This window comes from Azospirillum sp. CT11-132 (assembly GCF_047302835.1).
In the GTDB taxonomy this organism is placed as follows: Bacteria; Pseudomonadota; Alphaproteobacteria; order Azospirillales; family Azospirillaceae; genus Azospirillum.
The window spans coordinates 138434-164778 of record NZ_JBGLZA010000001.1 but is presented as its reverse complement, the minus strand read 5'-3'; the positions used below and the strand labels follow the sequence as shown (position 1 = coordinate 164778).

The window sequence follows — 26345 nt, the reverse complement described above, 5'->3', positions numbered from 1 at the left end:
AGGGGCACTTGCCCCCACCCTAACCCTCCCCCGCTGGGCGGGGGCGGGGACTGCCGCTGAACACCGAACAAAGCTCCTGTCCCCCTCCCCCGCCCAGCGGGGGAGGGTCGGGGTGGGGGCAATAATTATGACGGTGAGGAAACGTTCATGGATCATCAGCCCCCCAAACCCACCCGCGTCTATTACTTCGGCACTTGCCTCGTCGACCTGTTCTTCCCGGACGCCGGGATGGCGGGGATCGAGCTGCTGCAGTTGCAGGGCCTGACCGTCGTCTTCCCACAAGGCCAGAGCTGCTGCGGCCAGCCGGCCTACAACTCCGGCTATCGCGCCGACGCCTTGAAGGTCGCCCGCGCCCAGTTGGACCTGTTCCCCGGCGATGATCCCATCGTCGTGCCGTCGGGCTCCTGCGCCGGCATGATGAAGAAGCACTGGCCCGACCTGTTCCGCGGCGAGCCGGACGAGGCCAAGGCGGTGCAGGTGGCGTCCCGCGTGTGGGAGCTGACCCAGTTCCTGGTCCATGTGCTGGACGTCCAACTCACCGACCAGGGAGAGCCGGTGCGCGTCACCTGGCATGCCTCCTGCCATGCCCAGCGCGAGATGGGCGTGGTGGAGGAGCCGAAGGCGCTCCTGCGCCAGCTCGCCAACGTCGAACTGGTGGAGCTGAAGCGGGAGAAGGAATGCTGCGGCTTCGGCGGCACCTTCGCCGTACGCCATCCGGAGATCTCCGCCGCGATGGTCGGCGACAAGGTGGCGGACATCGAGGGCACCGGCGCCGCCCGCGTGGTGTCGGGCGATTGCGGGTGCCTGCTGAACATCACCGGCGCGCTGGAGGCCGGCGCCAAGGCCGCGCGCGGCCAGCACATCGCCCAGTTCCTGAAGGAGCGCATCCATGGACGGTAACGCACCGGATTTCGCCGCCGCATCGCGCGCGGCGCTGGCCGACCCGCAGCTGCGCGGCAATTTCCGCCGCGCCATGGACGGGCTGATGACCAAGCGCGCCGCCCAGTTCTCTGACACGGGCGAATGGCATGGCGTGCGGGCGCTGGCCGCCTCGGTCCGGCTGCGCGCCCTGTCGAAACTGCCGGAACTGCTGGAGAAGCTGGAGGAGAACTGCACCCGCAACGGCATCACCGTCCATTGGGCCGCCACGACGGACGAGGCCAATGCCATCGCGCTCGACATCCTGCACAAGGCCAACGCCAAGTTGGTGGTCAAGGGCAAGTCGATGGTGACGGAGGAGATGCACCTGAATGCCGTGCTGGAAAAGGACGGCATCGAGGTTCTGGAAAGCGACCTCGGCGAATACATCGTGCAGTTGGACGGCACCATGCCGTCGCACATCATCATGCCGGCGATCCATCTGAACACCAAACAGATCGCCCACCTGTTCAAGCGCAAGATCAAGGATGCCGAAAGCCGGGAGGACGCGGCCTATCTGACCGACCTCGCCCGCCGGGTGCTGCGCGCCAAGTTCCAGGCCGCCGACGTCGGCATGTCCGGCGTCAACGCGGCGGTGGCGGAGACCGGCACCCTCTGCCTGATCGAGAATGAGGGCAACGGCCGCATGTGCACCACGGTGCCGCCGGTCCACATCGCCTTCATGGGTCTTGAGAAGGTGGTGGAAAGGCTGGAGGACGTGCCGCCGGTCATCAGCCTGCTGCCGCGCTCCGCCACCGGCCAGCCGATCACCACCTACGTCAACATGATCTCCGGCCCGCGCAAGGACGGCGAGAAGGACGGCCCGCGCGAGGTGCATCTGGTCATCCTCGACAATGGCCGCTCCAGCATCTACGCCGACCCGGAATTGCGCGACACGCTGCGCTGCATCCGCTGCGGCGCCTGCATGAACCATTGCCCGGTCTACACCCAGGTCGGCGGCCATGCCTATGAGGCACCCTATCCCGGCCCGATCGGCAAGATCCTGGTGCCGCAGATCGAGGGGTTGGCCAAGCGCGGCGCCATGCCCCACGCCTGCACCATGTGCAACGCCTGCGTCGAGATCTGCCCGGTGAAGATCCCCATCGTCGAGATTATGGGCCGGCTGCGGGTCGAGGCGGTGAAGCCCGGCGGGGCGGTGAAGGACGGCGGCGCCAAGGCCAGCCGTGCGGAATCGATGGTGTGGAGCGGCTGGGCGGCGATGAACGCCTCCCCAACCGCCTACCGCATCGCCACGCTGGCAATGAGCAAACTCGGCAACGCGGCGCCGTCGTCGCTGCCCATGCTGAAGGAGTGGACGAACGTCCGCACCAAGCCGCGCTTCGCCGGCCGCACCCTGCACGACCTCGCCCGCGCCAAGGGGATTCCCGATGTCTGACGCCCGCAACTCGATCCTGACGAAGCTGCGCACGACGCGCGACGCCCACCCGCTGACCCCGCCCGTGTCGGATTTCGCGCCGATCGAGGCGAAGCACTGGGCACCTGAGGAGCGCCTGCCCCGCATCCGCCGCCTGATGGAGGCGGTGCATACGGAGTTCCTCGACGCGACGGAGGCCGACTGGCCGGTGGTGCTGCGGGAATTCCTGGCGCGGGAGGGTGTGGGGTCGCTGCTCTACGCTCCGGCAACGGAGGCGGGGAAGCGGCTGGTCGAGGGGTGGGATGCCGCCTCCACTACCCTCATCCCCTACGACCGCCCCCTCGAAGACCTCAAGCCGCAGCTGTTCGAGTCCATCGAGGCCGGCCTCACCACCACCCGCGGCGCCATCGCCGAGACCGGCAGCCTGATCCTGTGGCCGACCGCCGACGAGCCGCGCACGCTCTCGCTCGTCCCGCACATCCACGTCGCAATCCTGCGCACCGACGCCCTTTACGACACCTTCCTGCAGGCCATGCGCGAACAGGGATGGGCGCAGGAGATGCCGACCAACGCGCTGCTGGTGTCTGGCCCCAGCAAGACCGCCGACATCGAGCAGACGCTGGCCTACGGCGTTCACGGTCCGAAGCGGCTGGTCGTTCTGGTGGTCCAACCATGACCAGCCGACCGGCGAACGAGCCGGCGACCCGGCTCTACGAGGCGATCCTGCATCTCAGGCGCCTCGGTCACCGGGTGGAGAAATGCGAAGGGCGGCGTGGGCGACATCGGCTGGATGGAGCCGAGATCACCGACGCCGCCCTTCTTGAGCTGGCGATGACCCGCGTCCGCCGGGCGGCGCGGGTGTCGTATTCAGGTCAGGCCGGGCGAACAGTGGCCGGGCGGGACACCGCCACCGACGGCTTGCGGCCGTAGCGCTCGACGCTCAGCCCGTCCATGTCGATCTCGGTCCGGCGGCCGCTGACCACGTCGGCCAGCACGCGGGCGGAGCCGGCGGACATCGTCCAGCCCAGCGTGCCGTGGCCGGTGTTGAGATACAGGTTGCGGATGTGGGTCGGCCCCAGGATCGGCGTGCCGTCCGGCGTGTTCGGGCGCAGACCGGTCCAGAACTCCGCCTTCGACAGGTCGCCGCCGTTGGGGAACAGGTCGCTGACCACATGGTCCAGCGGCCCGCGGCGGCTCTCGCGCAGGGTCAGGTCGAAGCCGGACAGCTCCGCCGTGCCGCCGACGCGGATGCGGTCGCCCAGGCGGGTGACGGCGATCTTGTGCGTCTCGTCCATCACCGTCGATTCCGGCGCGTGGGCGGCGTCGGTGATCGGCAAGGTCAACGAATAACCCTTTACCGGATAGACCGGCAGGTCGATGCCCAGCGGCTTCACCAGCTTGGGCGAATAGCTGCCCATGGCGACGATGTAGCTGTCGGCGGTCAGCGTGCCCTGGTCGGTCAGCACGCCGGTGATCTTGCGCCCGTCGCTCTCCAGGCCGCGGATGGAGACGCCGTAACGGAACTCCACCCCGCGCTTGGCGGCATAGGCGGCCAGCTTGTTGGTGAACTGGAAGCAGTCGCCGGTCTCGTCGCCCGGCAGGTGCAGCGCGCCGACCAGCTTGTCCTTCACATGGGCCAGAGCCGGCTCGACCGAAGTCAGGCCGTCGCGGTCGAACAGGCTGTAGGGAACGCCATAGCGCTCCAGCACCGCCATGTCGTAGCCGGCGGCGTCCATCTGCTTCTGGGTGCGGAAGACCTGCAGAGTGCCCTGGGTGCGCTCGTCATAGGTGATGCCGGTTTCGGCGCGCAGAGCCTTCAGGCAGTCGCGGCTGTATTCGGCGACGCGCACCATGCGGCTCTTGTTCAGCTGGTAGCTCGCCTCGTTGGCGTTGGCCAGCAGCTTCAGGCACCAGGACCACATCGCCGGATCCAGCTTCGGCCGGATCACCAGCGGCGAATGCTTCATCATCATCCACTTGGCGGCCTTCAGCATCAGCCCCGGCGCCGCCCAGGGAGCGGAATAGCCCGGCGACACCTCGCCCGCGTTGGCGTAGCTGGTCTCCAGCGCCGGACCGGCCTGACGGTCGATGACGGTCACCTCATGCCCGGCGCGCGCCAGATAATAGGCGGTGGTGACACCGATGACGCCGCTGCCCAGAACGATCACGCGCATGAGACTGGCTCCCAAGGGGATGGATGACTTCGCTTGGGGGAGTGGATCGCAAACTGTGTGCCAGAGGCAAAAATGGCGGATTTGCTGTGGTGCGGGGGGAATGGCGGGGATTGGGGTGTATTCAGATGTTTACAGGGGGAGGGTATTTCGGAGACGGATCGTTGAAGATCAGGAGTTTGGAGGGGTGTAAAGATTTTGATACGGCGTAACGGATTGTGTACAGTGATGGCTTCGAACCCTCCACTCCAGAATTCTCACCACCCTCATGCGCATCGAAGTCACCTTCACCGACCGTGTCGGCATCGCCCATGAGATCCTCGCTGTGCTGGCGCTGCGCCGCCTCAACGTCGTCGGCGTCGAGGTCGACCCGCCGCTGATCCATATCGACGCGCCCGGCCTGGACCCGGCGGCGCTGCCGGCCCTGTCCGACGCGCTGCGCACCATCGCCGGGGTGCGATCGGTGGCAGCCATCGACATGCTGCCGGGCACACGGCGGCGGCTGCATCTGGATGCGCTGCTCGCCGCCCTGCCCGACCCGGTGCTGGCGGTGGACCGTACCGGGCGTGTCGTGGTGGCGAGCACCGCCGCGGCCCAGGTCGCGGGATTGCCGGAGTCGCGCCTCGCCGGGCTTGATATTGGCGAACTCTTCGGCGAGCCGGGGTTGACGCGCGAACTGACCACCGGCGGCTTCCGGATGTCGGGCCGCGAGGTGACGCTGAACGGCCAGCCCTTCCTGCTGGAGGTGACGCCCATCGTCGATGTCGAGGCGGCGGGCGCCGTCATCACCCTGTTCACCCCGTCACGTCTGGGCGAACGGCTCGACGCCATCCAGAATTTCGATGAGGGCGGCTTCGACCGCATCCTCGGCGAATCGCCGCCGGTCAGGGCGCTGAAGGCGCGGGCCGCGCGGGTCGCCGCGATGGAGGCGCCACTGTTGATCCTGGGCGAGACCGGCACCGGCAAGGAGCTGATCGCCCATGCCTGCCACCGCGCCAGCCCGCGCCGCGACAAGCCCTTCCTGGCGCTGAACTGCGCCGCCGTGCCGGAGAATCTGGCGGAAAGCGAGCTGTTCGGCTATGCCCCCGGCTCCTTCACCGGGGCGCAGCGCGGCGGCAAGCCCGGCCTGCTGGAACTGGCCCATGGCGGCACCGTCTTCCTGGACGAGATCGGCGAGATGTCGGCCTATCTCCAGGCAAAGCTGCTGCGCTTCCTCAACGACGGCAGCTTCCGCCGGGTGGGCGGCGAGCGCGAGCAGAAGGTGGATGTCCGCGTCATCAGCGCCACCCACCGCTCGCTGGAGGCGATGGTCGCCGACCACAGCTTCCGCGAGGATCTGTTCTACCGCCTGAACGTGCTGTCGCTGAGCGTCCCGCCGTTGCGCGAGCGCGGCCATGACATCCTGCTGCTGGCCCGCCATTTCATCGCACGTGCCGCGGCGCAGGCCCGCCGGCCGCCCGGTCGTTTGACTCCGGCTGCTGCGGCGGCGCTGCTCGCCAACCGCTGGCCCGGCAATGTGCGCCAGTTGGAGAACGTCATCTTCCGCGCCATGACCATGAGCGACGGCGGCGCGCTGGACGCCGCAGACCTGGAGTTGGCCGGCGCCGGCATGCAGTCGGCCGGGGTGCCGGCGGAAGAGGCGGACAGCTGGGAGGATGCGGTGGAGGGATTCGAACGGACGCTGCTGCGCCGGCTCTATCCGCGCTTCCCGTCCAGCCGGAAGCTGGCCGCAAGGCTGAACACCTCGCACACGATGATCGCCAACAAGCTGCGGAAATACGGCATTCCGGAGCGGTGATGCCGCCGGATTCGGGACGGGTCAGTGGCCGCTGGAATGTCCGGATGCCTTGGCCGGAGCGGCATGGCTGTCCGCCGCCGGCTTGGCGTGACCGGCTGCCTTCTCCGGAGCCTTCTCGGCCGGCTTTTCGGCGGCTGGAGGCTCCATTCCCGGGGGCGGGCCGCCGAAGGTGATGGTCACCTCGGTCACCGGACCGGGATCGGGCTGGCTGTGGTGGAAGTTCGCCGATGCGCCGGGGCCCAGGGTCTCGGCCGACGGCTCGATGGTCCAGCTCTGCAGCAACTTGTGTTCGGGGCCGAAGGTGATGACGCGCAACGGCGGCAGGGTGCGCTCGACCTCGGTGCCGTTGGCGACCTCGCCGTCGAGGAGCAGGACGGTGATTCCGCCCTCGATCTTCTGTTCGGAACGGATGTTGCGCAACTCCAGCCCGAAGCCCGGCGGCTCGGCCGGCATGCCGAGGGTGTCATAGAGCAATGCTGCGGGCGGCCAGCTGCGGACGATGGCGTCACGGCCTAAATAGGCGCCGGCAGCGGCCCCGGCGACCAGCAATCCCAGCACGGCGAAGCCGATAACCGTGCTGCGCGCCGGCTTGGCGCGCGGGGCCTTGGGCGGCTTGACCTTGGTCTTCGCTGCAGTCTTCGCGGCGGGCTTGGTGGGATTGGCCAGCCGGATTTCCGTCAGGGCGTCGGGAACCACCTCATCGGGTTCCGGCCGGTCGGGCATCTGCCACCAGGTGTGGCCGCAGCGGGCGCAACGAACCTTCCGTCCGTCCTGGCCGAGCGACTCGTCGGACAGGGTGTAGCGCGTCGAGCAGGTCGGACAGGAAACGATCATCGCGCCGTCGCAGAAAGGTTACCCCCTGCCTTATAGATAGGAGTGGCCCCCGGCGCAACCGGCACCGGCGGCGCGGCTGTGCCCCCTCCCCAACCCTCCCCCGCTCACGCGGGAGAGGGAGTGGGCAAGCGCCCCCCTTACATCCCGCCCGGATAGTTCGGGCCCCCGCCGCCTTCTGGCACGACCCAGTTGATGTTCTGGGTGGGGTCCTTGATGTCGCAGGTCTTGCAGTGGACGCAGTTCTGCGCGTTGATCTGAAGGCGCGGATCGCTGCCGTCGTCGTTGCGGACGATCTCGTAGACGCCGGCCGGGCAATAGCGCTGCTCCGGCGCGTCGTAGAGCGCCAGATTGACGCTGATCGGGACGGACTTGTCCTTCAGCGTCAGGTGCGGCGGCTGGTCTTCCTCATGGTTGGTGTTGGAGAGGTAGACCGAGGACAGGCGGTCGAAGCTGACCTTGCCGTCCGGCTTGGGGTAAGCGATCTTCGGCGCCTCGCTGGCCTTCACCAGGGTGGTGTGGTCGGCATGGTGCTTCAGCGTCCAGGGCGACTTGCCCTTCAGCGCCGTCTCGTAGGCGGCATTGGCCAGACCGGCCCACAGGCCCTTCTGGAAGCCGGGGCGAATGTTGCGCACCGCATACAGCTCCGGCCAGACCCAGGACTGCTTCAGCCGCTCCGGATAGGCGATGACCTCCGGGCCATTGTCGTTGCCGCCGGTCAGGTGGTCGAACACCGCCTCGGCCGCGACCATGCCCGACTTCATTGCGGTGTGGTTGCCCTTGATCTTCGGCACGTTCAGGAAGCCGGCGCCGTCGCCGATGAGGAGACCGCCGGGGAAGGTCAGCTTCGGGATCGACTGGAAGCCGCCCTCCGACAAAGCGCGGGCGCCATAGGCCAGACGCCGGCCGCCTTCGAAGGTCGGGCGGATCGCCGGGTGGGTCTTGTAGCGCTGGAACTCCTCGAACGGGCTCATGTGCGGGTTCCAGTAGTCGAGGCCGACGACGAAGCCGACCGACACCAGATTCCCTTCCATGTGATACAGCCACGACCCGCCATAGGTCTTGGGGTCCATCGGCCAGCCGATGGTGTGGACGATCAGGCCCGGCTTCGACTGCGACGGGTCGACCTCCCACAGTTCCTTGATGCCGATGCCGTAGGTCTGCGGCTGGCAATCGCGACGCAGGTCGAACTTCTCGAACAGGGTCTTGGTCAGCGAGCCGCGGCAGCCCTCGGCGAAGATGGTCTGCTTGGCGTGCAGTTCCATGCCGGGCGTGTAATTGCCGGTCTTCTCGCCGTCCTTGCCGATGCCCATGTCGCCGGTGGCGACGCCCTTCACCGCACCCTTGTCGTCATACAGCACCTCGGCGGCGGCGAAGCCGGGGTAGATCTCCACCCCCAGCTCCTCGGCCTGGGTCGCCATCCAGCGGGCCAGATTGCCCAGGCTGATGATGTAGTTGCCGTGGTTGTTCATCTGCGGCGGGGCGAAAGGCGACTTGTAGGCCTTCGTTTCCGTCAGGAAGAGGAAATGATCCTCTTGGGCCTTGGTGGTGAGGGGAGCGCCCTTTTCCTTCCAGTCCGGGATCAGTTCGTCCAGCGCATGCGGTTCGAAGACGGCACCGGACAGCAGGTGGGCGCCCACCTCCGACCCCTTCTCGATCACGCAGACGCTAAGCTCCTGGCCGCTTTCGACCGCGCGCTGCCGCAGACGGATCGCCGCACTCAGGCCCGACGGGCCGGCGCCGACGATCAGAACATCGTATTCCATGACCTCGCGCGGTTCGCGTTCCATCACCACACTCCCCCACCGTCTTGTTTTGGTACTGTTTCCCTCGGGACGCCCTATGGTGTTTTGCGGGCGCGTGCTTGTAGCACGGTTTGCGCCGCACCCAAATTGGGTATCTGGACATGTAAGACCACACGATCTGTGGTAAGGTCAAACGATGATTGACGTATGCGACATCCTAGACGCGCTGCGCTGGCATGCCGACATCGGCTGCGACGAGGCCATCGGTGACGAGCCGACCGACTGGGCCACCCTCACCGCCCGGCCGGCGGCGCGGGCGTTGCCTTCGGGCGCACCCGCGGCCGGCATGGCACCCGACGCCGCCATGGCGCGCGCCCCTGCACCGACTCGGGCACCCGCCCCTGCGCCCCCCGCCGCCGCACGTCCGGCCGCCCTCTTCGCCTCTCCCGACCAGCCGCTGGGCGCCAGCGAGGCCGGCATCCAGGCCCGTGCCAGGGCCGGAGAGGCGCAGACGCTGGAGGCGCTGGAAGCGGCCCTGCGCAGCTTCGACGGCTGTCCGCTGAAAGCCACCGCGATGAACACCGTCTTCGCCGACGGCAACCCGCAGGCGCCGGTCATGCTGATCGGCGAGGCGCCGGGCGAGGACGAGGACCGGCAGGGCAAGCCCTTCGTCGGGGTCAGCGGCAAGCTGCTGGACCGCATGCTGGCCCAGATCGGGCTGGACCGCGGCAAGGTCTACATCGCCAACATCCTGCCCTGGCGCCCGCCCGGCAACCGCAGCCCGACCCAGGCGGAAATCGCCGCCTGCCTGCCCTTTCTGGAACGACATGTCGAACTGGTGCGGCCGAAGCTGCTGGTGGCGCTGGGCGGGGTGTCGGCCAAGACCCTGCTGAACCGGGCGGAAGGGATCACCCGCCTGCGCGGGCAGTGGAAGACCTATGAAGTCGCAGGAACAGCGGTTCCGCTTATGCCGATGCTCCATCCGGCGTACCTCTTGCGCAATCCTATCGCAAAGCGGGAAGCGTGGCGGGACATGCTTGCGTTGCAGCAAAGGATCGGCGAAGAAGGCATCAAGTATTCCCAAGACTAAAAGCGATGTGGCAGCGCCGGCTAAATCGTTCGTATGACTGCGGTCGCCGCGCAGCACAAATGCCATCAACCCATGCCGAAAGGCACCTTCCCAACGGGCTAGAGCCTTTTTTCCAGGCTTGTTAAGCCGTTGTAACATCTGCCGAATACCAGCCATGACACATTCTGTGCGAATCCGTTGCTTGCGGTTCGCACGGTCGTGGGGTATCCCGGAGCCATGCTCCGGATATTTTGCAGTGCAGCATACCGGGCCGCGAGCGCGGCCCCGCTGCGGCGGAACCTTCTGGGGGTGCTGGGTCTCACGGTGGCTTTCACCCTGGGACCCGACGGCGCGGTCGGGTTCCGGCCCGCTTGCGCCGCCCTCATCATCCACGCGCCGGACGGTCACGCCGTCGTCCCGCCCGGCGGGGATTCCGTGCCTGACCCCGACAGCTCCGTTTTCGGCGAATCGCTTGGCGATCCGGCCGCGGGGCTCCCCGAAATTGCAGCCCCCGAGCCCGCCGACGGCACCCCCTTGGCGGCCCCCACGGTGAATGAGGCCCCCGACCCTGCCGGCGTCCCGCTTCTGCTCGCGACCGATGCCGATGCCCGCGCCGTCCAGCTGGACGAGGAGGATGCCGCCCGTTACCGCCGCATCTTCGCGGCGCAGGAGCGGGCGGACTGGGACGCCGCCGATGCCGAGATGGCGAAGCTGAAGGACCGCCGTCTGGTCGGTTACGTCCTGCGCCAGCGCTATCTCCACCCCGACCGGCGCGCCAGCTACGAGGAACTCGCCCGCTGGATGCAGGATTACGGCGACCTCGCCGGGGCGGAGCGGGTCCACAGCCTGGCCCAGAAGCGCCAGCCCGCCGGCCAGCGTGCGCCGAAGCCGCCGCGGGGCGAGGAGCGCGTGCGCCTCGTAGGATCGCTGGAACGGCTGGGCGGCCTGCGCACCGTCGCCAGCAACGAAGATGACGATGACGACAGCGTCACCGTCGCTCCGCGCAGCCGCACCGTTTCCCGCGCCCGCAGCGACCGCGCGGCGGTGGCCCGGGTGGAGGAATTGCTGCGCTCCGGCCGCACCGCCGCCGCCCTGAGCCTGCTGGGCCAGGACGAGTTCGGCGGCAAGCTCGACACTGTGCAGTATGACGCCGCCCGCGCCCGCATCGCGGCATCCCTCTTCTATTCCGGCGAGACGGCGCAGGCGCTGACTCTCGCCTCGGCCAGCGCCGCGCGGTCGGGCGACATGCTGCCGGAAGCGCACTGGATCGCCGGGCTCGCCGCTTGGCGGCTGAAGCAGACCGACCGCGCCGCCCGCCACTTCGAAGGCATGGCCGCGGCCGGCCCCCGTTCCCCCTGGAAGGCCGCGGCGGCCGACTATTGGGCGGCCCGGGCGCTGGCCCGCAAGCCGGGCAAGGAGAAGGAGGCGGCCGAGCATCTGGCCGCAGCCGCCCGCTACCCGCACACCTTCTATGGCCTGATCGCGCTGCGCACCATGGACGGGCTGGAAAAGGTGCACTGGCAGGCGCCGGAACTGACCGGACGCCAGTTGGCGGCGATGGCGGCCAAGCCGGCAGGATCCCGCGCCATCGCCCTGCTCCAGGCCGGTCAGCGCGAGCTGGCGGGAATGGAGCTGCAACGCATCGATCCGCAGGGCGACCAGCTGGTCGAACAGGCGATGGTGGCGCTGACCGACCGCGCCGGCGTCGCCTCGCTGTCCCTGCGGCTGGGCAACGCGGTGGCGGGGCCGGACGGCGCGCCCTATGCCGCGGCGCTCTACCCGCTGCCGCACTGGAAGCCGCGCGACGGCTTCGCGCTGGACCGCGCGCTGGTCTTCGCGGTGATGCGCCAGGAATCGCGCTTCGATCCGCGTCTGGTCAGCTCCGCCGGGGCGACCGGGCTGATGCAGATCCTGCCCAGCACCGCCCAGCATGTGCGTGAACGCAACGCCGACATCGGCAGCGACGACGCCAGCCGCGACGCGCTGTTCGATCCGTCCCGCAACATGGAGCTGGGCCAGCGCTACCTGTCGGAACTGCTGGGCATGCCGGAAATCGACGGCAACCTGTTCCTGGCCGCCGCCGCCTACAACGCCGGCCCGGGCAATCTGGCGCGCTGGCGGCGCGACTTGAGCGACATCACCGACCCGCTGCTGTTCATCGAAAGCCTTTCCTTCGGCGAGACACGCGACTATGTGGAGAAGGTGATGGCGAACTTCTGGATCTACCGGCTGCGGCTGGGCCAGGAGACCGCGTCGCTCACCGCCGTCGCCGACGGAAAATGGCCTACCTACACCCCGGTGGAGGCCCGACCGACCGAGGTGGCGACCCGTCCGGACTCGCTGCCCGCGGTGAAGCCGGCGACCCCCGTCGCGGTGGAAACGGTGGCGGAGCGGGGAGAGGCCAGCCCGACACCCTGACCGCCGGCGCCCCCTTGTCGGGCTCCGGCCCGACATGAGGACACGCCTGCCGCCATGCCGAAGATCGACGAGAACCGCCCCTTCCTTCCCGTGAACATCGCCGTGGTGACGGTGTCCGACACCCGCAGCGCCGCCGACGACCGTTCCGGCGATGCGCTGGCGGAGCGGATCGCCGGCGCCGGGCACAAGGTCGCCGCCCGGACCATCGTCAAGGACGACATCGCGGCGATCCGCGCGCAGGTCCAGGCCTATATCGCCGATCCGCAGATCGACGTGGTGCTGACCACCGGCGGCACCGGCGTCACCGGCCGCGATGTGACGCCGGAAGCGGTCGAGGCGCTCTATGAAAAGGCGATCCCCGGCTTCGGCGAGCTGTTCCGCTATCTCAGCTATGCCAAGGTCGGCACCTCCACCATCCAGAGCCGGGCGACCGGCGGCGTCGCCAACGGCACCTACATCTTCGCCCTGCCCGGCTCGCCCAGCGCCTGCCGCGATGCCTGGGACGACATCCTGGTCTGGCAGCTCGACAACCGCCACCGTCCCTGCAACCTCGTGGAGCTGATGCCCCGCCTGCGCGAGCATATGGCGTGAGCGGACCGGCTGGATTCTCGATTGCGGCCCTGCACGCCGCGCTGACCCGGCTTCCGCGCCTTGCCGACCTGCCCGCCGACGCGCTGGAGCCTATGCCGCTGAAGGGCGTCGCCCACGACCATGTGCGGCTGCGCGGCCGGCGGCTGGTCGCCCGCATCCCGCGCTGGAGCCAACTCGGTCTCGACGCCTGGACGGCGCTGGAGCGGCAGGCGACCGCCTTCCAGCGGGCCGAGCCGTCGGGCCACACCCCGCGCTTCGCCGGCCTGCTGCCGCCGGGAGAGGCGCTGCCGCTCGGCGCCCTGGTGGTGGGCGAGGTGGAGGGACGCACCCCCACCCTGCCCGACGACATGCCTGCCATCGCCCGCGCCCTTGCCGCCCTTCACCGCATGGCGCCGCCGGACTTCTACGAGCCGCTTCCCGCCCCGCCCGATCCGGTCGCCGCCTTGCTGGCCCAGGTCGAACGACAGGCGGAATGGTTCGACCGCGCCGATCTGTCCACCGAGGCGCGCGCGCTGATCGCGGAGGAGCTTGCCGCCGCCCGTGCCGGCGACCTTGCCCCGCCGCGAGAAACCCCGATGCCGCTGACCGCTGTGGGGGTGGACGTGCATCCCGGCAATTTCCTGATCGACACCCACGGCAAGGCGTGGTTCACCGACCTGGAAAAGCTGCAATACGGCCACCCGGCCAGCGATCTCGCCCATGCCAGCCTCTACACCTCGACCAAATGGGATCCGGAGGTGAATGCGGAACTGGCCCCGGCCGATGTCGACGCCTTCATCGAAGCCTGGGCCATCGCGGTTCCGGGCGACCTCGCCGACGAGGTGCGGCCCTGGCTGAAGCCGCTGCGCCGGCTGACATGGCTGCGCACCCTGTCCTGGATGGCCCGCTGGTCGGTGGAGGGCGCCACCCTTTCGCCCGGCATGCCGGAACATCTCCGTGCCCACATGGACGCCCACGCCACCGACATCCTGCGCCCGGAGCGGATCGAACAGGTGCGGCGGGAGTGGCGGTAGCGGTTGCGAAAAGGGGACTCGCACGAAAGTCTCTTGCCCGCGCCCTGCCGAAAATGATGGGATAGCGACTCGGAAAACGAGGTGACGAGAGCATGACGAGTGTGCGACGCCGGTTGCAGCCGATCTCCCTGGCCGTTCTGATGGCCGGGACCACCCTGGTGCCGGCCTTTGCCGCCGGGCCGGGGGCAGGCCCGGCTGCGGATGACGGCACCGGTTCCGCCACCGGCAGCTATCTGGCCGGCCGCTACGCCCAGCACCAGGATGATTGGACGGCGGCGGCGCGCTTCACCGCACAGGCTCTGGACGCCGATCCGGACGACCCCGCCCTGCTGCGCCGCACCTTCCTGCTGCGGTTGGGCGAGGGCCGGATCGACACGGCGATCGGCTACGCCAGCCGGCTGCTTGATGAAAAAGGCGAGCCGCAGATGGCGCTGACCCTGCTGGCCGCCGACGCGCTGGCCAAGGGCAAGCTGGACGAAGCCGACGGCTATGCCGCCCGCCTGCCGACCGACGGACTCGGTCGCTTCCTGACGCCGCTGACCCGCGCCTGGCTGGCAACGGCCCGCGGCAAGACGGACGAGGCGCTGACGGCGTTGCAGCCGCTGTCCGGCGTGCAAGGCTTCGAAGCGCTCTACAACCTGCATGCCGGGCTGATCCTCGATCTTGCCGGCCGCAACGACGAGGCGGCGGTCCGCTACGCCAAGGTGACGGAGACGGACGCGCCGCTGCGCGTCGTGCAGATCGTCGGCAGCTTCATGACCCGCACCGGCCGCAAGGACGAGGCGCGCAAGCTTTACGAGGCCTTCCAGGGCAGCAACCCCGACGGGCTGCTGGTGGAGCCGGCGCTGGCCGCGATGGCGAACGCCCCGTCGGACACCCACCCGGTCCCGGATGCCCGTTCCGGCCTTGCCGAAGCGCTGTTCGATCTGGGCAGCGCGTTGCATCATGAGAATGCCGACGAGCCGGCGCTGCTGTTCGGCCGCATCGCGCTGCACCTGCGCGGCGATCTGGCGCTCGCCCATCTGATGATCGGCGACATCACCGCGTCACGCGACCACCATGAAGAGGCGCTGGCTGCCTACAAGAAGCTGGAGAAGGACCCGCTGCTGGGCTGGACCGCCCGCATGCGCGAGGCCGACAGCCTCGCCCGCATGGAGCGCAACGACGAGGCCATCGCGATCCTCAAGGATCTGGCCGCCGAACGGCCGGAGCGCACCGACGCGATCACCCGCCTGGGCGATATTTATCGCTATGCCAAGCGCTACGCCGAGGCGATCCCCGCCTACACCACGGCGCTGGAGCGGATCGGCACGCCGCAGGAGCGGCATTGGCCGCTGCTGTACGCCCGCGCCATGTGCTACGAGAAGACCAAGCAGTGGCCGCAGGCCGAAGCCGACCTGCAGACGGCGCTGAAGCTGCGGCCGGACGAACCGTCGCTTCTCAACTTCCTCGGCTACAGCTGGATCGACCGCGGCGAGCATCTGGACAAGGCCAGGGCGATGGTGGAGCGCGCGGTGGAACTGCGCCCGCGCGACGGCTACATCGTCGACAGCCTGGGCTGGGCGCTCTACACGCTGGGCGACTATGAGGCCGCCGTCGCCAAGCTGGAGCGTGCTGTGGAGTTGAAGCCGGTCGATCCGACCATCAACGACCATCTCGGCGATGCCTATTGGCGGGCCGGCCGCCGCAATGAAGCCCGATTCCAGTGGATGCGCGCGTTGCGCAGCGCCGACGACGACACCGACAAGGCCGCCATCCAGGCCAAGCTGGACAAGGGTCTGCCGGAACAGAAGGCCGCCGCGAAGCAGTGAGTTCAGGCAAAAGAGTGCAAGAGCCCCCTCCCGCCCTGGTAACCCTCTCCCCCCCGGGGAGAGGGTTACCAGGGCGGGAGGGGATGCACAGAGAGGATTCGGGGATAGCCGAAGCGCGCTTCAATAGATTGAAGGCACGCGACGCGCCCCCCTCACCCTAACCCTCTCCCCGGGGGGGAGAGGGGACTCTTACGCCCTACACCTTCTCCACCACATAGGGCTTGTACAGGCTGTCGGTCTGCTGGATGTGCTCCACGAACCAGTCCTTCAGCAGCAGGATCAGGTCCATGCGCAGCATCGTGGGATTGTCCCCGTCGAAATCGCGGGCCAGCTTTTCCACCTCGTCGGCGAAATAGCGGTGGGCGGCGAGGTGGCCGTCCAGTTCGGGATAGCCGCAGCGCTCCATCATCGCCTCCTCCCGTGCGAAATGGACGGCGACATAGTCGCGGAGGCTGGCGAGCAGACTGGACAGCTCCTCCCGGTTGGCGGGGGTGATGCCGCTTTCCAGCAGGCCGTTGAACAGGTCGAGAAGGCGCCGGTGCTCGTCGTCGAGCACGGGCACGCCGACGCTCATGGACTTGTCCCAAACGACGTAGCTCATCGCAACGATCTCCCCCCTCGCGACCCGCGATCGCAGGCACATCCCGCGAACTGAGGCGGTTGCGGCCGGCCATGGCTGGGTTGTGGACATCTTGACAGGGATCCTAAAACCGGCAACCGTGCCCGTCCAAGCGGCAAATCCCCGCAGGGGGCGCGGCAAGATGCGCATCGCGCCAAACCGTCCCCTGCCCAGCGACAGAGTGACCGATGGCCCTGCTCGACGAGATCGCGGAGAAGAAACGGGCGCTGGACGCCGCGCGTCCCCTGCCGCAGGAGGTCGTGCATGGCATCGCCGACCGGTTCGAGCTGGATCTGACCGTCGCCGCCGCGGCGCTGGAGGAGATTCCGCTCAAGCGCGCGGACGTCAAAGCGATCCTGGAGCGCGGCAGCATCCTGCGCCACCGCGGGGTGGAGGAGCAGCGCTTCGTCCTGAACCACCGCGCGGCGCTGGAACTGATGGCCCGGCTGTCCTTCGATCCGTCGGGCGCCGTCACCGAACGCACCGTCACCGCCTTCCACAGCGTGCTCTATCGCGGGATCGAGGATGAGGCCGGGAAGTACCGCGACGGTCCGCCGAAGGACGACCCGGCGGAAACCGCACCCGACCCGGCCAAGCTGCGCGTGTCGATGTCGGCGCTGTCGACCTGGATGCGCAAGTCGGACGCCGGCCCCGACACCGCCTTCGAGGCTCATCACCGGCTGAGCGCCATCCGCCCCTTCCATGCCGGCAACCGGGCGACGGCGCTGCTGCTGTGCAATCTGATCCTGAACCGCGCCGGCTACCCGCCGGTTGTGGTCCAGGCCGACGACCGTGGCCTGTATCTGGACCTCGTCGAGCGGGCTTGGTCGGTCGGCGACAAGACGCCCTTCCGCGACCTGATGATGCGATTCCTGTCCCAGAGCCTGGATTTCTGCCTGGAATCGGCGGGCAAAGGCGAAGACGAAGCGAACGGGGACGAGGCTCCCTAAACCGCCGGTCCGGCCGGCAGGCGCAGGCGCGACGGCCGGTCTGGACCGCTGTGGATCAGCAGGGTGATCGGCAGCGCATCGACGCGGCGGGTCTCGCCCGGCTCCGCCCCGGTGCCGGGATTGACCGGATAGGCCGGGAAACAGGACCCGGCAAGGCTGAGGCGCAAGGCTGATCCCGGCGCGAGCGTGGCGCAGGCCGCCCGCATAGCGATGGTCAGCGGACGGGTCGGATCGCCCGGCTCCACCCGCGCATGGCCCTGGGTCAACGGCAGCACCTGCCCGTCGGGCCTCAGGACCGAGAGAACGGCGCTGACATCGAAGGATGGCGCATCGGCCTCCACCCACACATCCAGCGCCACCCGCCCCGCCAGCATCAGCGGCTCGTCCAGCGGCAGGCTGGTGTAGGTCGCGACGTCCGGGCGGCGGTCGACGGAGGCGCGGTCGGGACGCCCGGCGGCATCCGGCACCGCATGGCCACCCACCGTCGGCACCGGCGTGCGCGGGTCGTGCACCACCACGTCGAGCGCCTCCAGATCGGGCATTTCCAACTCCAGCCGCCCACCCTGACGGTTGGCGAGGCCGTCGCTGGCCAGATGCAGGACAGTTTTGGCCGCCGACAGGTTGGACAGGTCGTGCCAGCGTCCGGTTTCGACATCATGCAGGCGGACCGGACCGCCGCGGTCGCCTCCCTCGCCCTTCAGCACCCGGTCGAACCACGCCAGTTGCAGCGTGTCGAGCGTCGGCGCCTGTCCCGGCGCGGCGGCGGGTCCATCGGCGCTCCAGGGGCCGACGACCAGCCGCACCGGCGCCCTCTGGCTCGCGGCGAAACGATCATGGGCATCCAGCATGCCGGCCAGACGCGGGTCGTACCAGCCGCCGATCTGCAGGACCGACACGTCGGCCGGCATGGCGTCCTGCATCGCCTTGGGCGACAGCGCGGCCCAGGACGGGCCGGGCACCGGGTTGGTCAACCAGTCGTCGTAATGGGTGTAGCGGGCATAGTCGCGCAGGGCCTGCGGCCGCGACGGGATCTCGTCGTCGATGGGCAGGCTGCACGCCGCGTCCGACAGCAGCCGATGCCCGGTTCCGTCCTCGACCCGCCGCGCGGCGTCGGCCGCGGTGCGCAGGGCCCAGCGCATGGCGTCGGCCAACCGGAAGGCTCCGCCCTCATAGGCCCAATCGGAAAAGACGTCCCAACCGGCGAAGGCCGGCGCCACCGCACGCAGGGCCGAGGGCGCTTCCGCCAACGCCAGCCATTGCGCCATTCCGGCATAGCCGCAGCCGTACATCGCCACAGATCCCGACGATCCCGGCAGGGAGGCCGCCCAGGCAACGGCATCGGCCCCATCCTCCCGCTCCGCCTCGAAGGGACGGAAGCGGCCGTCGGAGGTGCCGCAGCCGCGCATGTCCTGCACCACCACCACATAGCCGCGCGCCGCGTACCAGCGCGGATGGGCGTAGTGGCTGGTCAGTGCGGTGCGCCGGCCACAGGGGACGCGCAGGAGAAGCACCGGCCATGTGCCGGCGGCATCGGGCCGGTAGAGGTCCGCATCCAGCCGCACGCCGTCCCGCGTCCGCATCGACACGGTTTCCGGCGGCCGGACCGGCAGCAGGCTGAGGGAGTGGTGGATCACCGGGGCCAGATGGGTCATGGCTGATCGGGCTCGCTCGATGACGAACAACAGATAATGTGTCGTCGTGGCAAAGCCCATGCCAGAGGAGGGACGGCAATCGGCCGAAATATTAAGGTCGTGAATCCAGGCATGAAAAGCCCGCGCCCCCTGCGGGGAGCGGGCTTTTCCCGGGTTCGCGGTCGTTTCGTGGCTGGTGCCGATCAATGCGAAGCCAAATTCCAGCCGCCCATTCCCCAGGCCGATGCCGCTTTGATGGGCAATCCGCTCAATCAGGCGGCAATCAGCTCGAAACGGTCGACGTCGACCATGCCGCGGTCGGTGATCTTCAGGTGCGGGATGACCGGCAGCGGCAGGAAAGCCAATTGCAGGAAAGGCTCGGCCAGCGGACAGCCCATGGCGCGGACGGCGGCGCGCAGGGAGCGCAGCTTCACCTCCACCGTCTCGAACGGCTCCAGGCTCATCAGCCCGGCCAGAGGCAGGGCCAATTCGCCGACCACCTGCCCGTTGCGCACGGCGACGAAGCCGCCCTGCAGTTCGATCAGGCGATTGACCGCGACGCGCATGTCGGCGTCGCTCGCCCCGACCACGCAGATGTTGTGGCTGTCATGGCCGACCGACGAGGCCAGCGCCCCCTCCGCGAAACCGAAGCCCTGGACGAAGCCGCGGCCGATGTTGCGGTTGCTGACGTGGCGGGCGAAGACGCAGATTTTCAACAGGTCGCGCGACGGATCGGCCACCATCCGGCCGCCCACCACGGGCACCTCGATCCGCCGGTGTTCGGTCAGGATCTTGCCCGGCTCCAGCCCGATCACCGACTGGACCGAACCACCGGCCGGTACGGCGAAATCCTCCTCGGCAACCGGCTCCAGCTTCACCGAATCGAGGCCCACCGGCGTCACCGCCGGGCGACCGTCGAAGCTGTGCGGCCCGACGATCTTGCCGTTGCGGATGACGCGGTTGACCGCGCAGTCCTCCAGATCGTCCAGCAGGACCAGATCGGCACGATGTCCCGGTGCCACCAGCCCGCGGTCGTACAGGCGGAAGCCGCGGGCGGCCGACCATGTGGCGGCGCGATAGACATGGGCGACCGGCGCGCCGAGGCGGATGGCGCTGCGGATCAGATGATCCATGTGCCCCTCCTCCGCGATGTCCAGCGGGTTGCGGTCGTCGGTGCAGAAGCCCAGGAATGGCGAGGTCTCCGGTCCGATGACTTCGGCAAGGGCATGGACGTCCTTCGACACCGATCCGTCGCGAATCAGCACCTGCATGCCCTTGCGCAGCTTCTCCATCGCCTCGCCCGCACTGGTCGTCTCGTGGCAATTGCGGATGCCGCAGGAGAGATAGGCGTTCAGTTCCTTCCCCGTCACCAGCGGGGCGTGGCCGTCGATGTGGCGCCCGTCGAAGGCAGCCAGCTTGTCCAGCACGCCGTCCACCTTGTGGAAGACGCCGGGAAAATTCATGAATTCCGCCAGCCCCAGCACGCGCGGATGATCCATGTGGCGGATCAGGTCCGGCGCCTCCAGCCGGGCGCCGGAGGTCTCCAACTCCGTCGCCGGGACGCAGGAGGACAGCTGCACGAACAGGTCGAGCGCCGTACCCCCGGCACTGTCGAGGAAATAGTTGAGGCCCTGCTCGCCCAGCACATTGCAGATCTCGTGCGGATCGCAGATGGCGGTGGTGGTGCCGCGGGGCAGGACGCAGCGGTCGAACTCCTGCGGGGTGACGCAGGTGGATTCGCAATGGACATGAGTGTCGATGAAGCCCGGAACCACGGTCAGGCCGCGCCCGTCGATCTCCTCCACCCCGTCATAGGACTCGTAGGTGCCGACGATGACCTCGCCGCAAACGGCGATGTCGCCCTCCGCGATCTCGCCGGTGACGACGTTGAGAAAGCGCGTGTTCTTGATGACCAGATCGGCCTTCGCCTCACCCAGCGCCTGCCCGATGCGCGTCTTCAGATCATCCCGCCCCACTGCCCGGCTGACCGTCATGTCCCACTCCGCCTGTCGCCTATTCAAAGAGGCAAAGTGGCCCCCCGTGCCGCACCGTGCAAGCGGCTATCGGCCGGCGTGCCGGCGGAAAGGAGAGCGGGCCTGCTCCTGCGCGAAGGCGGCGAGAACCTTGGCGTTGTGCAGTTCCAGCCCTTCCGCCACCGCGCGGCGCATGTTGGTGTGCAGGAACCAGTGGCAGGCATGGGAGAGTTTCGGCAGGAACCCTCGCGCCAGCTTGTGCGGGCCGCCGCGCCCGCCGTCCACCCGGTTCAAACCCCGGGCGATCGCCCGCTCGACAGTGCGGTAATAGCAGATCTCGAAATGGACCAGCTGCGCACCCTCCCTCGCCCCCCAGTTTCTGACATGGAGGCAGCCATCTCCTTCCATGGTCAGCAAGGCGCCAATCGTATCACCGCCTATTTCTGCGAAAGTCAATGTAATGGCGTCACCGAAAGCGGCGCAGAGCCGCATGATGAAATCAAAGGTCAGCGCTTGGCGCCGTCCCTTGCGGGCATGGAGGTCGGCCAGCAAATCCAGGAACACCACGACATCGGCCTCCCCGACCCGGCTGCCCGGCACGTCGCGGATGCGTACTCCGCTCTCGATGATCTTGCGGCGTTCCCACAGCATCACGCTGCGCCGACGGCTCGACAGGGCGGCGGTGAAATCGGTGAAATCACGATACCCCTCGTTCCGCCACTCGTAATCGACTGCATGGCGGGTCAGCCATCCCGCCGCTTCGAAACGGGCACGGTCTTCATCGTCCGGAAAACTCACATGGATGGAAGACAGGCCATGATTGTGGGCCAGCGAACGCATAGCCCCTGTCAGTGCATCTGCTACACCGGACGGCGCTCCCTCCCGCAGCAATATCCGCGGGCCGGTCACCGGGGTGCAGGGAACCTCCACGACCAGCTTCGGGAAATAGCGCCCGCCCGATGCCTGGAAGCCGTCGACCCAGGGCTGATCGGGCCAGAACTCGTCCGTGGACCGGTCGCGCAGATAGAGGGGCGCCGCGCCAACCGTCCGGCCAGACGCATCCCTTGCGATCATATGGGCGGGCCGCCAGCCATTGTCCGGTCCGGCCAGTCCGCTGTCTTCAGCCGCGCTCAGATAGGCATGGCGCAGGAACGGCCCCTTGCCGGCGGCACAGGCATCCCATTCCAGCGGATCGACCCCGGAAATCCCGAACACCATCGCGACCGACAACGGCTCATCCTGCCGGTCGCCGTTCTGCGCAACCGGTCCTTGTCTCATGACCATGTCATTACCTGATTATTCCCCGTCGTAGGGCGGCGCCACTGGAAGCCGTACGCTGACCGTCGTGCCTTCCCCCTCGCGGCTGCGGATGTCCAGCGTGCCGTTCAGCAGATCGACGAAGGATCGCACCAGCGGCAGGCCCAGTCCGGTCCCGCCGGAGCGGCGGGACAGCTGGCTGTCGACCTGACCAAAGGGCTGCAGGGCGATGGCGATGCCGTCCGCATTCATGCCGATCCCACTGTCGGCCACCTCGATCAGGATGCGGCCGCATTCCGGGCGAACCCGCAGGGCGACGCTGCCGCCCCTGGGGGTGAACTTCACCGCGTTGGTCAGTAGGTTCAGCAGGATCTGCTTCACCCGCACCGGATCGCCCAGCAGGCGGGGCGTTTCGGGGGCGATGTACTGGGTCAGGGTCAGCCCACCTTCCTCCGCCCGTTCGGCGATCAGCAGAAGCGAGCTTTCCACGGCGTCACGCACGTCGATCGGCTGCGGATGCATTTCCAGCTTGCCGGCCTCGATCTTGGCGACGTCCAGGATGTCGCTGATGACCGCCAGCAGATGCTGGCTAGACTTGCCGATCACCTTGGCATAGTCGAGGTATTTGGGATGGCCGAGCGGCCCGACGATCTCGCTCTCCATCATCGAAGAAAAGCCGATGATGGCGTTCAGCGGCGTGCGCAGCTCGTGACTCATATTGGCGAGGAACTCGCTCTTGGCGCGGTTCGCAAGTTCGGCCTGTTCCTTGGCCTGGATCAGCGCCTGCTCGGCACGGCGGCGTTCCTGGATCTCCTGCATCAATGCGCGGGTGCGCTCCGCCACCCGCATCTCCAGTTCGTCACGGGCTTGGCGCAGAGCCAGTTCCGCCCGCTTGCGCCGGGTGATGTCCTGGCCAACGCAGAGAATGCCCGCCGGCGCGCCGTCGGCTTCCGGCAACCGGTTCAGGTTCCACAGAAGCACCCGCTCGCTCATGCAGTCCTGCTCGCGCAGGGCCTGCTCGAAATTGCGGACCTCCATCCCCTCGGCGGCGACCTTGAGCTGGGCGGCGAAGGCGCCGGCCGGTTGCTCTCCCATCATCTCGGTCCAGGGACGGCCGATGGCGGTGCCGGCCTCCAGCCCGAAGGCGCGTTCGGCATCACGGTTGGCCTCCAGCACGCGGCCATCGTCTCCCAGCACAAGGATGATGCTGGCAGCCGTGCGCAGCAGGGAGCGGAAGCGCGCCTCCCCGGCCCGCGCCTCGCTCTGGCGCAGTGCGGCTTCCAACTCGGCGATGCGGCGTTCCAACCGGCGGACAATGTCGGCCGGGCCACCTCCCGGCGGTGGAGCCGGCTCGGCGAAGAAGATCGGATCGGTCACGCCGCGGCGTTTTCCGGCTGCATCATGTCGCCCAGCTTCGCCAGCAGGAACTCCAAATCTTCCGGCGCCAGATCCTCGTACTGGGTCAGGATGCGCTCGATGACGCGGCGGCGGTGACGCTCGCGGTCGCCGGGTTCGCCGTCATAGGGGGTTTCCTTCAGCACGTCGATGGCAATGCGGCAGGCCGGCAGCAGGGCCGGCGGCAGCTTCGCCTTGTCATACAGCGACTTCAGCCCCAGCCGTCCGGCATCGTGGATCAGCAGACGGGCGTTGGTCAGCGGCACATTCGCCATGCGTGACATCGCCATCTCGAAGAAGGCGATGTCGCCGGTGCACAGCGAGCGGACCAGCAGCGACGGCGTCAGGCGGCCGGTGCGGGCAAGCTGAGTCACCAGACGGTCCAGCGCCCCTTCGTCGCTCTCCCCGGTGAACAGGGCGACGGTCGCCCGTTCACGGCTTTGCAGGATCAGCTCCGACGCGACCTTCGACGGCAGTTCGTGGTGCGAGACCAGATGCTGGCGCAGCCGTTCCGACACGACGGCGACCAGACGTTCGGCGATGGTGATCGGCAGCTTGGAGCGGTGGACCAGCGGGTCCTGCACCGCCTCGCTGGCGCCGAAGCGGTCGATGACGCGGCCCAGGCTCTGCTCGCCGAGTTCCGCCCCCTCGTTGGCGACCAGCGCCGCGACCGCGTGTTCGGACCCGCTTTCGATCAGCGCGTCGGCGACCACGGCCGGCACGGTCGGGCGTTGAGCGATGGCGGTGCTCTTCGCCTCCGCACCGGTCCGCACGATCTCGACCAGATCGGCCGGGGTCAGCACGGTGGAGACGCTCAACACCGGGATCGCCACCGCCTCCACATCGCGGGCCAGGGTCAGGGCGACGTCGCGCGGCAGGGACGGGCTGGATTTCAGATTCTCGGCCAGGGTCTGGCGGACGCGCAGGACCGTGTCCGTGACCATCACGCGGATGATGTCCTCCGCCAGCATACGCTCCGACTGCGACAGCTCCGGGCTGTCGAACTGCTGAGCCAGCTTGGCGGCCAGATCGGTCCGGCTGTTCGGCGACGGGTCGGCCAGAAGCCGCGCCACGTCCTGTTGGGTCAGATGACCCGACTTGAAACCGTCACTCATGGGTGCCGGACCCTTCCTGCCCTGGTCCGTCTCCATAGGGGTCGCGGAACGCAAAACCCGCGCGAATGTGGGCGGAGACTTGTCCACACCGTCAAGGATCTTCCGAAACGGTTGAACCTTCCTTAACGCCCTGCGGTCATAAGCCCTTGGCCTTTGGCCATAAGTCCGCAGGAGAAGGAGCGACTCACGGCATCCCGACGAAGCTGGGCGGCTCCGGCAGGATCGGCCGGCGTCGCCGTGCCCCGCGCAGATGCAGTGCCACCGTGGCGATCTGCTCCTCCACCGAGATGTGGCGCTGCGAGGCGACCTCCAACCCGCGGTCTTCGTAGACATAGGCGTCGGGATGGCTTTCCGCCCAGCGCCGGATGGCGGCGTCGCGGTCGCGCAGCAATTCGACGATGGTCGGGCGGAACAGCCGCATCATCGCGGTGATCCAGCGGTTGGCCGGCCAGGATGGCCGGGCATGGTCGATCTCGAAAGCGTCGAGCATGGCGATCACGTCGTCGGACTTGTACCAGGTCTCCCCGGTCACCCAACGGTTGGTGGTGAAGAGCCGAACCGGCTGGCCGGCCACATCCATGGCGATGCCGATCAGGTGGGACAACGCGTCATTGTCGTTGTCCGGGGCCGAGAAATCGGCCAGCGGCGCCGGCCGCAGGCCCGGCGGCATGCCGTGCGGGCGCAGGAAGGTGTGGAAATGCCCATGCTCCCCATTGGGCCGTTCGCCTTCGGGATGGCAGTGATAGTAATACTGGGCATGGAATTCGGCGTCGTAGACGTCACCCGGCGGATAATGCTTCCACTCGTACAGCGTGCCGTGGCCGCGCAGAAGCTCCCCCACCACCGTGTCGCCGGTCTTGGCCAGGACGCGCTGGCACAGGCGCACCTCGCGTCCCGCCTCGGCCATCGCCTCCAACTCTTCCCGGGACACGTCCGACAAATCCGTCATCGCCCGATCCTGCGCTGCGCGAACACCCCTATTACGTACGCGGCTATGCGGGCGTGGCAAGGTCTTTTCGATTGCCGCACCTGCGGTTGCAGCCGGGCCTGCGCTTGGCCGTTCAGCTGCCGGAAGGGCGGAAACGCTGCGACAGCGACCATGTCACCAACTCTCCGGTGACCTTGCCCAGCGCTTCGTCGAAGGCAGTGATCACGTCGGTGAAGGAGCGGCCGCGCACCGGTGCCGACGCCTCGAAGGTCTCGCCGGCCTCGATGGTCCGGCGCGGCATGGCGACCAGCTTGGCCGACAGGCGCACATGCACCCGGTCGGGCATGGCGGCACCCGGCGTGGCGTATTCGGCTTGGAAATCACGCAGTTCCGACTTCAGTACGTAGTCGGAGCGCAGCCCCACCGTGTCGCGCCCGACCGAGACGATGCGGCCGCTGTCCTCGAAGGTCTGGACGATCAGCCCCTGCACCATATTCGGCGCCCGGTCGGCCCAGGACACGTCGGCAAAATAGTCAAGCGAGGTCGGCGTGCGGGCCAGGGCGATGCGCGGCGTGTCGATCCCCGCCGCAGCCGCCGGCGTTTCCACCAGCAATTGCCAGTCGGCCTTGGGGCCGGGGGCTACGGTGGCCTGCGGGGTCAGGGTGTAGAGATGCGGCGCCGTCGGGTTCAGCGTCGAACAGGCGGCCAGCCCCAGCAGCAGGGCGGCCCCCAACATC

The 26345-nt window shown here is 68.4% G+C and carries 22 protein-coding genes; 11 read left to right on the top strand and 11 right to left on the bottom strand.

Annotation, left to right across the window (positions count from 1 at the left end; all coding sequences use genetic code 11):
• Positions 1–147 precede the first annotated feature (147 nt).
• From ACCD06_RS00800 to ACCD06_RS00785, 4 genes are read left to right on the top strand one after another with little or no spacing between them, the layout of a single operon-like run.
• Complete coding sequence (locus ACCD06_RS00800) at positions 148–900, top strand: (Fe-S)-binding protein (protein WP_413338050.1); 753 nt, start codon at positions 148–150, stop codon at positions 898–900.
• Positions 890–2314, top strand: a complete 1425-nt coding sequence (locus ACCD06_RS00795) for a LutB/LldF family L-lactate oxidation iron-sulfur protein (RefSeq protein WP_413338048.1) — start codon at positions 890–892, stop codon at positions 2312–2314. The genes ACCD06_RS00800 and ACCD06_RS00795 overlap by 11 nt, the downstream gene beginning before the upstream one ends.
• Positions 2307–2969 (top strand): LutC/YkgG family protein, encoded by a 663-nt coding sequence (locus tag ACCD06_RS00790; RefSeq protein WP_413338046.1) that lies wholly within the window; start codon positions 2307–2309, stop codon positions 2967–2969. The genes ACCD06_RS00795 and ACCD06_RS00790 overlap by 8 nt, the downstream gene beginning before the upstream one ends.
• The gene (locus tag ACCD06_RS00785) at positions 2966–3223 is read left to right on the top strand and encodes a hypothetical protein (protein ID WP_413338044.1); all 258 of its coding nucleotides are present in this window, start codon (positions 2966–2968) and stop codon (positions 3221–3223) included. Before ACCD06_RS00790 ends, ACCD06_RS00785 begins: the two co-directional genes overlap by 4 nt.
• Here the strand turns inward: ACCD06_RS00785 and ACCD06_RS00780 are convergent.
• Positions 3166–4467, bottom strand: coding sequence for a D-amino acid dehydrogenase (locus ACCD06_RS00780; protein ID WP_109074262.1), 1302 nt, complete (start codon positions 4465–4467; stop codon positions 3166–3168). The two genes, ACCD06_RS00785 and ACCD06_RS00780, sit on opposite strands and share 58 nt — an antisense overlap.
• A 265-nt stretch (positions 4468–4732) precedes the next feature.
• On the opposite strand from ACCD06_RS00780, the gene ACCD06_RS00775 reads away from it, so the two are divergent.
• Entirely contained in the window at positions 4733–6262 is a 1530-nt protein-coding gene (locus ACCD06_RS00775) for a sigma-54-dependent transcriptional regulator (RefSeq protein WP_109074263.1), read from the top strand.
• 21 nt (positions 6263–6283) lie between these two features.
• Here ACCD06_RS00775 and ACCD06_RS00770 read toward each other — a convergent pair whose 3' ends face one another.
• Positions 6284–7096: a zinc-ribbon domain-containing protein gene (locus tag ACCD06_RS00770; RefSeq protein ID WP_413338042.1), complete on the bottom strand. Its 813-nt coding sequence runs from the start codon at positions 7094–7096 to the stop codon at positions 6284–6286.
• A 137-nt stretch (positions 7097–7233) separates the two neighbouring features.
• Positions 7234–8883, bottom strand: a complete 1650-nt coding sequence (locus ACCD06_RS00765; protein ID WP_109074265.1) for an electron transfer flavoprotein-ubiquinone oxidoreductase — start codon at positions 8881–8883, stop codon at positions 7234–7236.
• Between the two features lie 151 nt (positions 8884–9034).
• Here ACCD06_RS00765 and ACCD06_RS00760 point away from each other — a divergent pair, with 151 nt between their 5' ends.
• The 5 genes from ACCD06_RS00760 (at position 9035) to ACCD06_RS00740 (ending at position 15740) form a co-directional block, all read left to right on the top strand.
• Complete coding sequence (locus ACCD06_RS00760; RefSeq protein ID WP_413338039.1) at positions 9035–9928, top strand: uracil-DNA glycosylase; 894 nt, start codon at positions 9035–9037, stop codon at positions 9926–9928.
• Positions 9929–10216: 288 nt separating this feature from the next.
• Positions 10217–12325, top strand: coding sequence for a lytic transglycosylase domain-containing protein (locus tag ACCD06_RS00755; protein ID WP_413338037.1), 2109 nt, complete (start codon positions 10217–10219; stop codon positions 12323–12325).
• Positions 12326–12379: 54 nt separating this feature from the next.
• Positions 12380–12916, top strand: a complete 537-nt coding sequence (gene moaB / locus ACCD06_RS00750) for a molybdenum cofactor biosynthesis protein B (RefSeq protein ID WP_109151128.1) — start codon at positions 12380–12382, stop codon at positions 12914–12916.
• Positions 12913–13929 (top strand): aminoglycoside phosphotransferase family protein, encoded by a 1017-nt coding sequence (locus ACCD06_RS00745; RefSeq protein WP_413338035.1) that lies wholly within the window; start codon positions 12913–12915, stop codon positions 13927–13929. The genes moaB and ACCD06_RS00745 overlap by 4 nt, the downstream gene beginning before the upstream one ends.
• A gap of 92 nt (positions 13930–14021) precedes the next feature.
• Positions 14022–15740: a tetratricopeptide repeat protein gene (locus ACCD06_RS00740; protein ID WP_413338033.1), complete on the top strand. Its 1719-nt coding sequence runs from the start codon at positions 14022–14024 to the stop codon at positions 15738–15740.
• Positions 15741–15936: 196 nt separating this feature from the next.
• Here the strand turns inward: ACCD06_RS00740 and ACCD06_RS00735 are convergent, their stop codons facing one another.
• Positions 15937–16341 carry a bacteriohemerythrin gene (locus tag ACCD06_RS00735; protein ID WP_109074271.1) on the bottom strand — a complete coding sequence of 135 codons (405 nt, stop codon included), beginning with the start codon at positions 16339–16341 and terminating at the stop codon, positions 15937–15939.
• Between the two features lie 206 nt (positions 16342–16547).
• On the opposite strand from ACCD06_RS00735, the gene ACCD06_RS00730 reads away from it, so the two are divergent.
• Positions 16548–17309, top strand: coding sequence for a Fic family protein (locus tag ACCD06_RS00730; protein WP_413338030.1), 762 nt, complete (start codon positions 16548–16550; stop codon positions 17307–17309).
• Here the strand turns inward: ACCD06_RS00730 and ACCD06_RS00725 are convergent.
• The 7 genes from ACCD06_RS00725 to ACCD06_RS00695 all read right to left on the bottom strand — a co-directional run bounded on the left by ACCD06_RS00725 (position 17306) and on the right by ACCD06_RS00695 (position 26344).
• A complete protein-coding gene (locus ACCD06_RS00725) occupies positions 17306–18961 on the bottom strand; it encodes a CocE/NonD family hydrolase (protein ID WP_413338028.1) in 1656 nt (551 codons plus the stop codon). The genes ACCD06_RS00730 and ACCD06_RS00725 overlap by 4 nt on opposite strands.
• A gap of 251 nt (positions 18962–19212) precedes the next feature.
• A complete protein-coding gene (ade, locus tag ACCD06_RS00720; protein ID WP_413338026.1) occupies positions 19213–20934 on the bottom strand; it encodes an adenine deaminase in 1722 nt (573 codons plus the stop codon).
• A gap of 66 nt (positions 20935–21000) precedes the next feature.
• Positions 21001–22143, bottom strand: coding sequence for a GNAT family N-acetyltransferase (locus ACCD06_RS00715; RefSeq protein WP_413338024.1), 1143 nt, complete (start codon positions 22141–22143; stop codon positions 21001–21003).
• A 66-nt stretch (positions 22144–22209) separates the two neighbouring features.
• The gene (locus tag ACCD06_RS00710; protein ID WP_413338022.1) at positions 22210–23547 is read right to left on the bottom strand and encodes a PAS domain-containing sensor histidine kinase; all 1338 of its coding nucleotides are present in this window, start codon (positions 23545–23547) and stop codon (positions 22210–22212) included.
• On the bottom strand, positions 23544–24680 hold the full coding sequence (locus ACCD06_RS00705) for a DUF2336 domain-containing protein (protein WP_109074625.1): 1137 nt from the start codon (positions 24678–24680) through the stop codon (positions 23544–23546). Before ACCD06_RS00705 ends, ACCD06_RS00710 begins: the two co-directional genes overlap by 4 nt.
• Positions 24681–24864: 184 nt before the next feature.
• Entirely contained in the window at positions 24865–25629 is a 765-nt protein-coding gene (locus ACCD06_RS00700; protein WP_109074626.1) for a DUF6969 family protein, read from the bottom strand.
• A gap of 112 nt (positions 25630–25741) precedes the next feature.
• On the bottom strand, positions 25742–26344 hold the full coding sequence (locus ACCD06_RS00695; protein ID WP_247871693.1) for an ABC-type transport auxiliary lipoprotein family protein: 603 nt from the start codon (positions 26342–26344) through the stop codon (positions 25742–25744).
• Position 26345 lies beyond the last annotated feature (1 nt).

Coding starts and splice junctions, on each gene's coding strand:
- ACCD06_RS00800 (WP_413338050.1), top strand. CDS start 148: ATGGATCATCAGCCCCCCAAACCCACCCGCGTCTATTACTTCGGCACT.
- ACCD06_RS00795 (WP_413338048.1), top strand. CDS start 890: ATGGACGGTAACGCACCGGATTTCGCCGCCGCATCGCGCGCGGCGCTG.
- ACCD06_RS00790 (WP_413338046.1), top strand. CDS start 2,307: ATGTCTGACGCCCGCAACTCGATCCTGACGAAGCTGCGCACGACGCGC.
- ACCD06_RS00785 (WP_413338044.1), top strand. CDS start 2,966: ATGACCAGCCGACCGGCGAACGAGCCGGCGACCCGGCTCTACGAGGCG.
- ACCD06_RS00780 (WP_109074262.1), bottom strand. CDS start 4,467: ATGCGCGTGATCGTTCTGGGCAGCGGCGTCATCGGTGTCACCACCGCC.
- ACCD06_RS00775 (WP_109074263.1), top strand. CDS start 4,733: ATGCGCATCGAAGTCACCTTCACCGACCGTGTCGGCATCGCCCATGAG.
- ACCD06_RS00770 (WP_413338042.1), bottom strand. CDS start 7,096: ATGATCGTTTCCTGTCCGACCTGCTCGACGCGCTACACCCTGTCCGAC.
- ACCD06_RS00765 (WP_109074265.1), bottom strand. CDS start 8,883: ATGGAACGCGAACCGCGCGAGGTCATGGAATACGATGTTCTGATCGTC.
- ACCD06_RS00760 (WP_413338039.1), top strand. CDS start 9,035: ATGATTGACGTATGCGACATCCTAGACGCGCTGCGCTGGCATGCCGAC.
- moaB (WP_109151128.1), top strand. CDS start 12,380: ATGCCGAAGATCGACGAGAACCGCCCCTTCCTTCCCGTGAACATCGCC.
- ACCD06_RS00740 (WP_413338033.1), top strand. CDS start 14,022: ATGACGAGTGTGCGACGCCGGTTGCAGCCGATCTCCCTGGCCGTTCTG.
- ACCD06_RS00735 (WP_109074271.1), bottom strand. CDS start 16,341: ATGAGCTACGTCGTTTGGGACAAGTCCATGAGCGTCGGCGTGCCCGTG.
- ACCD06_RS00730 (WP_413338030.1), top strand. CDS start 16,548: ATGGCCCTGCTCGACGAGATCGCGGAGAAGAAACGGGCGCTGGACGCC.
- ACCD06_RS00725 (WP_413338028.1), bottom strand. CDS start 18,961: ATGACCCATCTGGCCCCGGTGATCCACCACTCCCTCAGCCTGCTGCCG.
- ade (WP_413338026.1), bottom strand. CDS start 20,934: ATGACGGTCAGCCGGGCAGTGGGGCGGGATGATCTGAAGACGCGCATC.
- ACCD06_RS00705 (WP_109074625.1), bottom strand. CDS start 24,680: ATGAGTGACGGTTTCAAGTCGGGTCATCTGACCCAACAGGACGTGGCG.
- ACCD06_RS00700 (WP_109074626.1), bottom strand. CDS start 25,629: ATGACGGATTTGTCGGACGTGTCCCGGGAAGAGTTGGAGGCGATGGCC.
- ACCD06_RS00695 (WP_247871693.1), bottom strand. CDS start 26,344: ATGTTGGGGGCCGCCCTGCTGCTGGGGCTGGCCGCCTGTTCGACGCTG.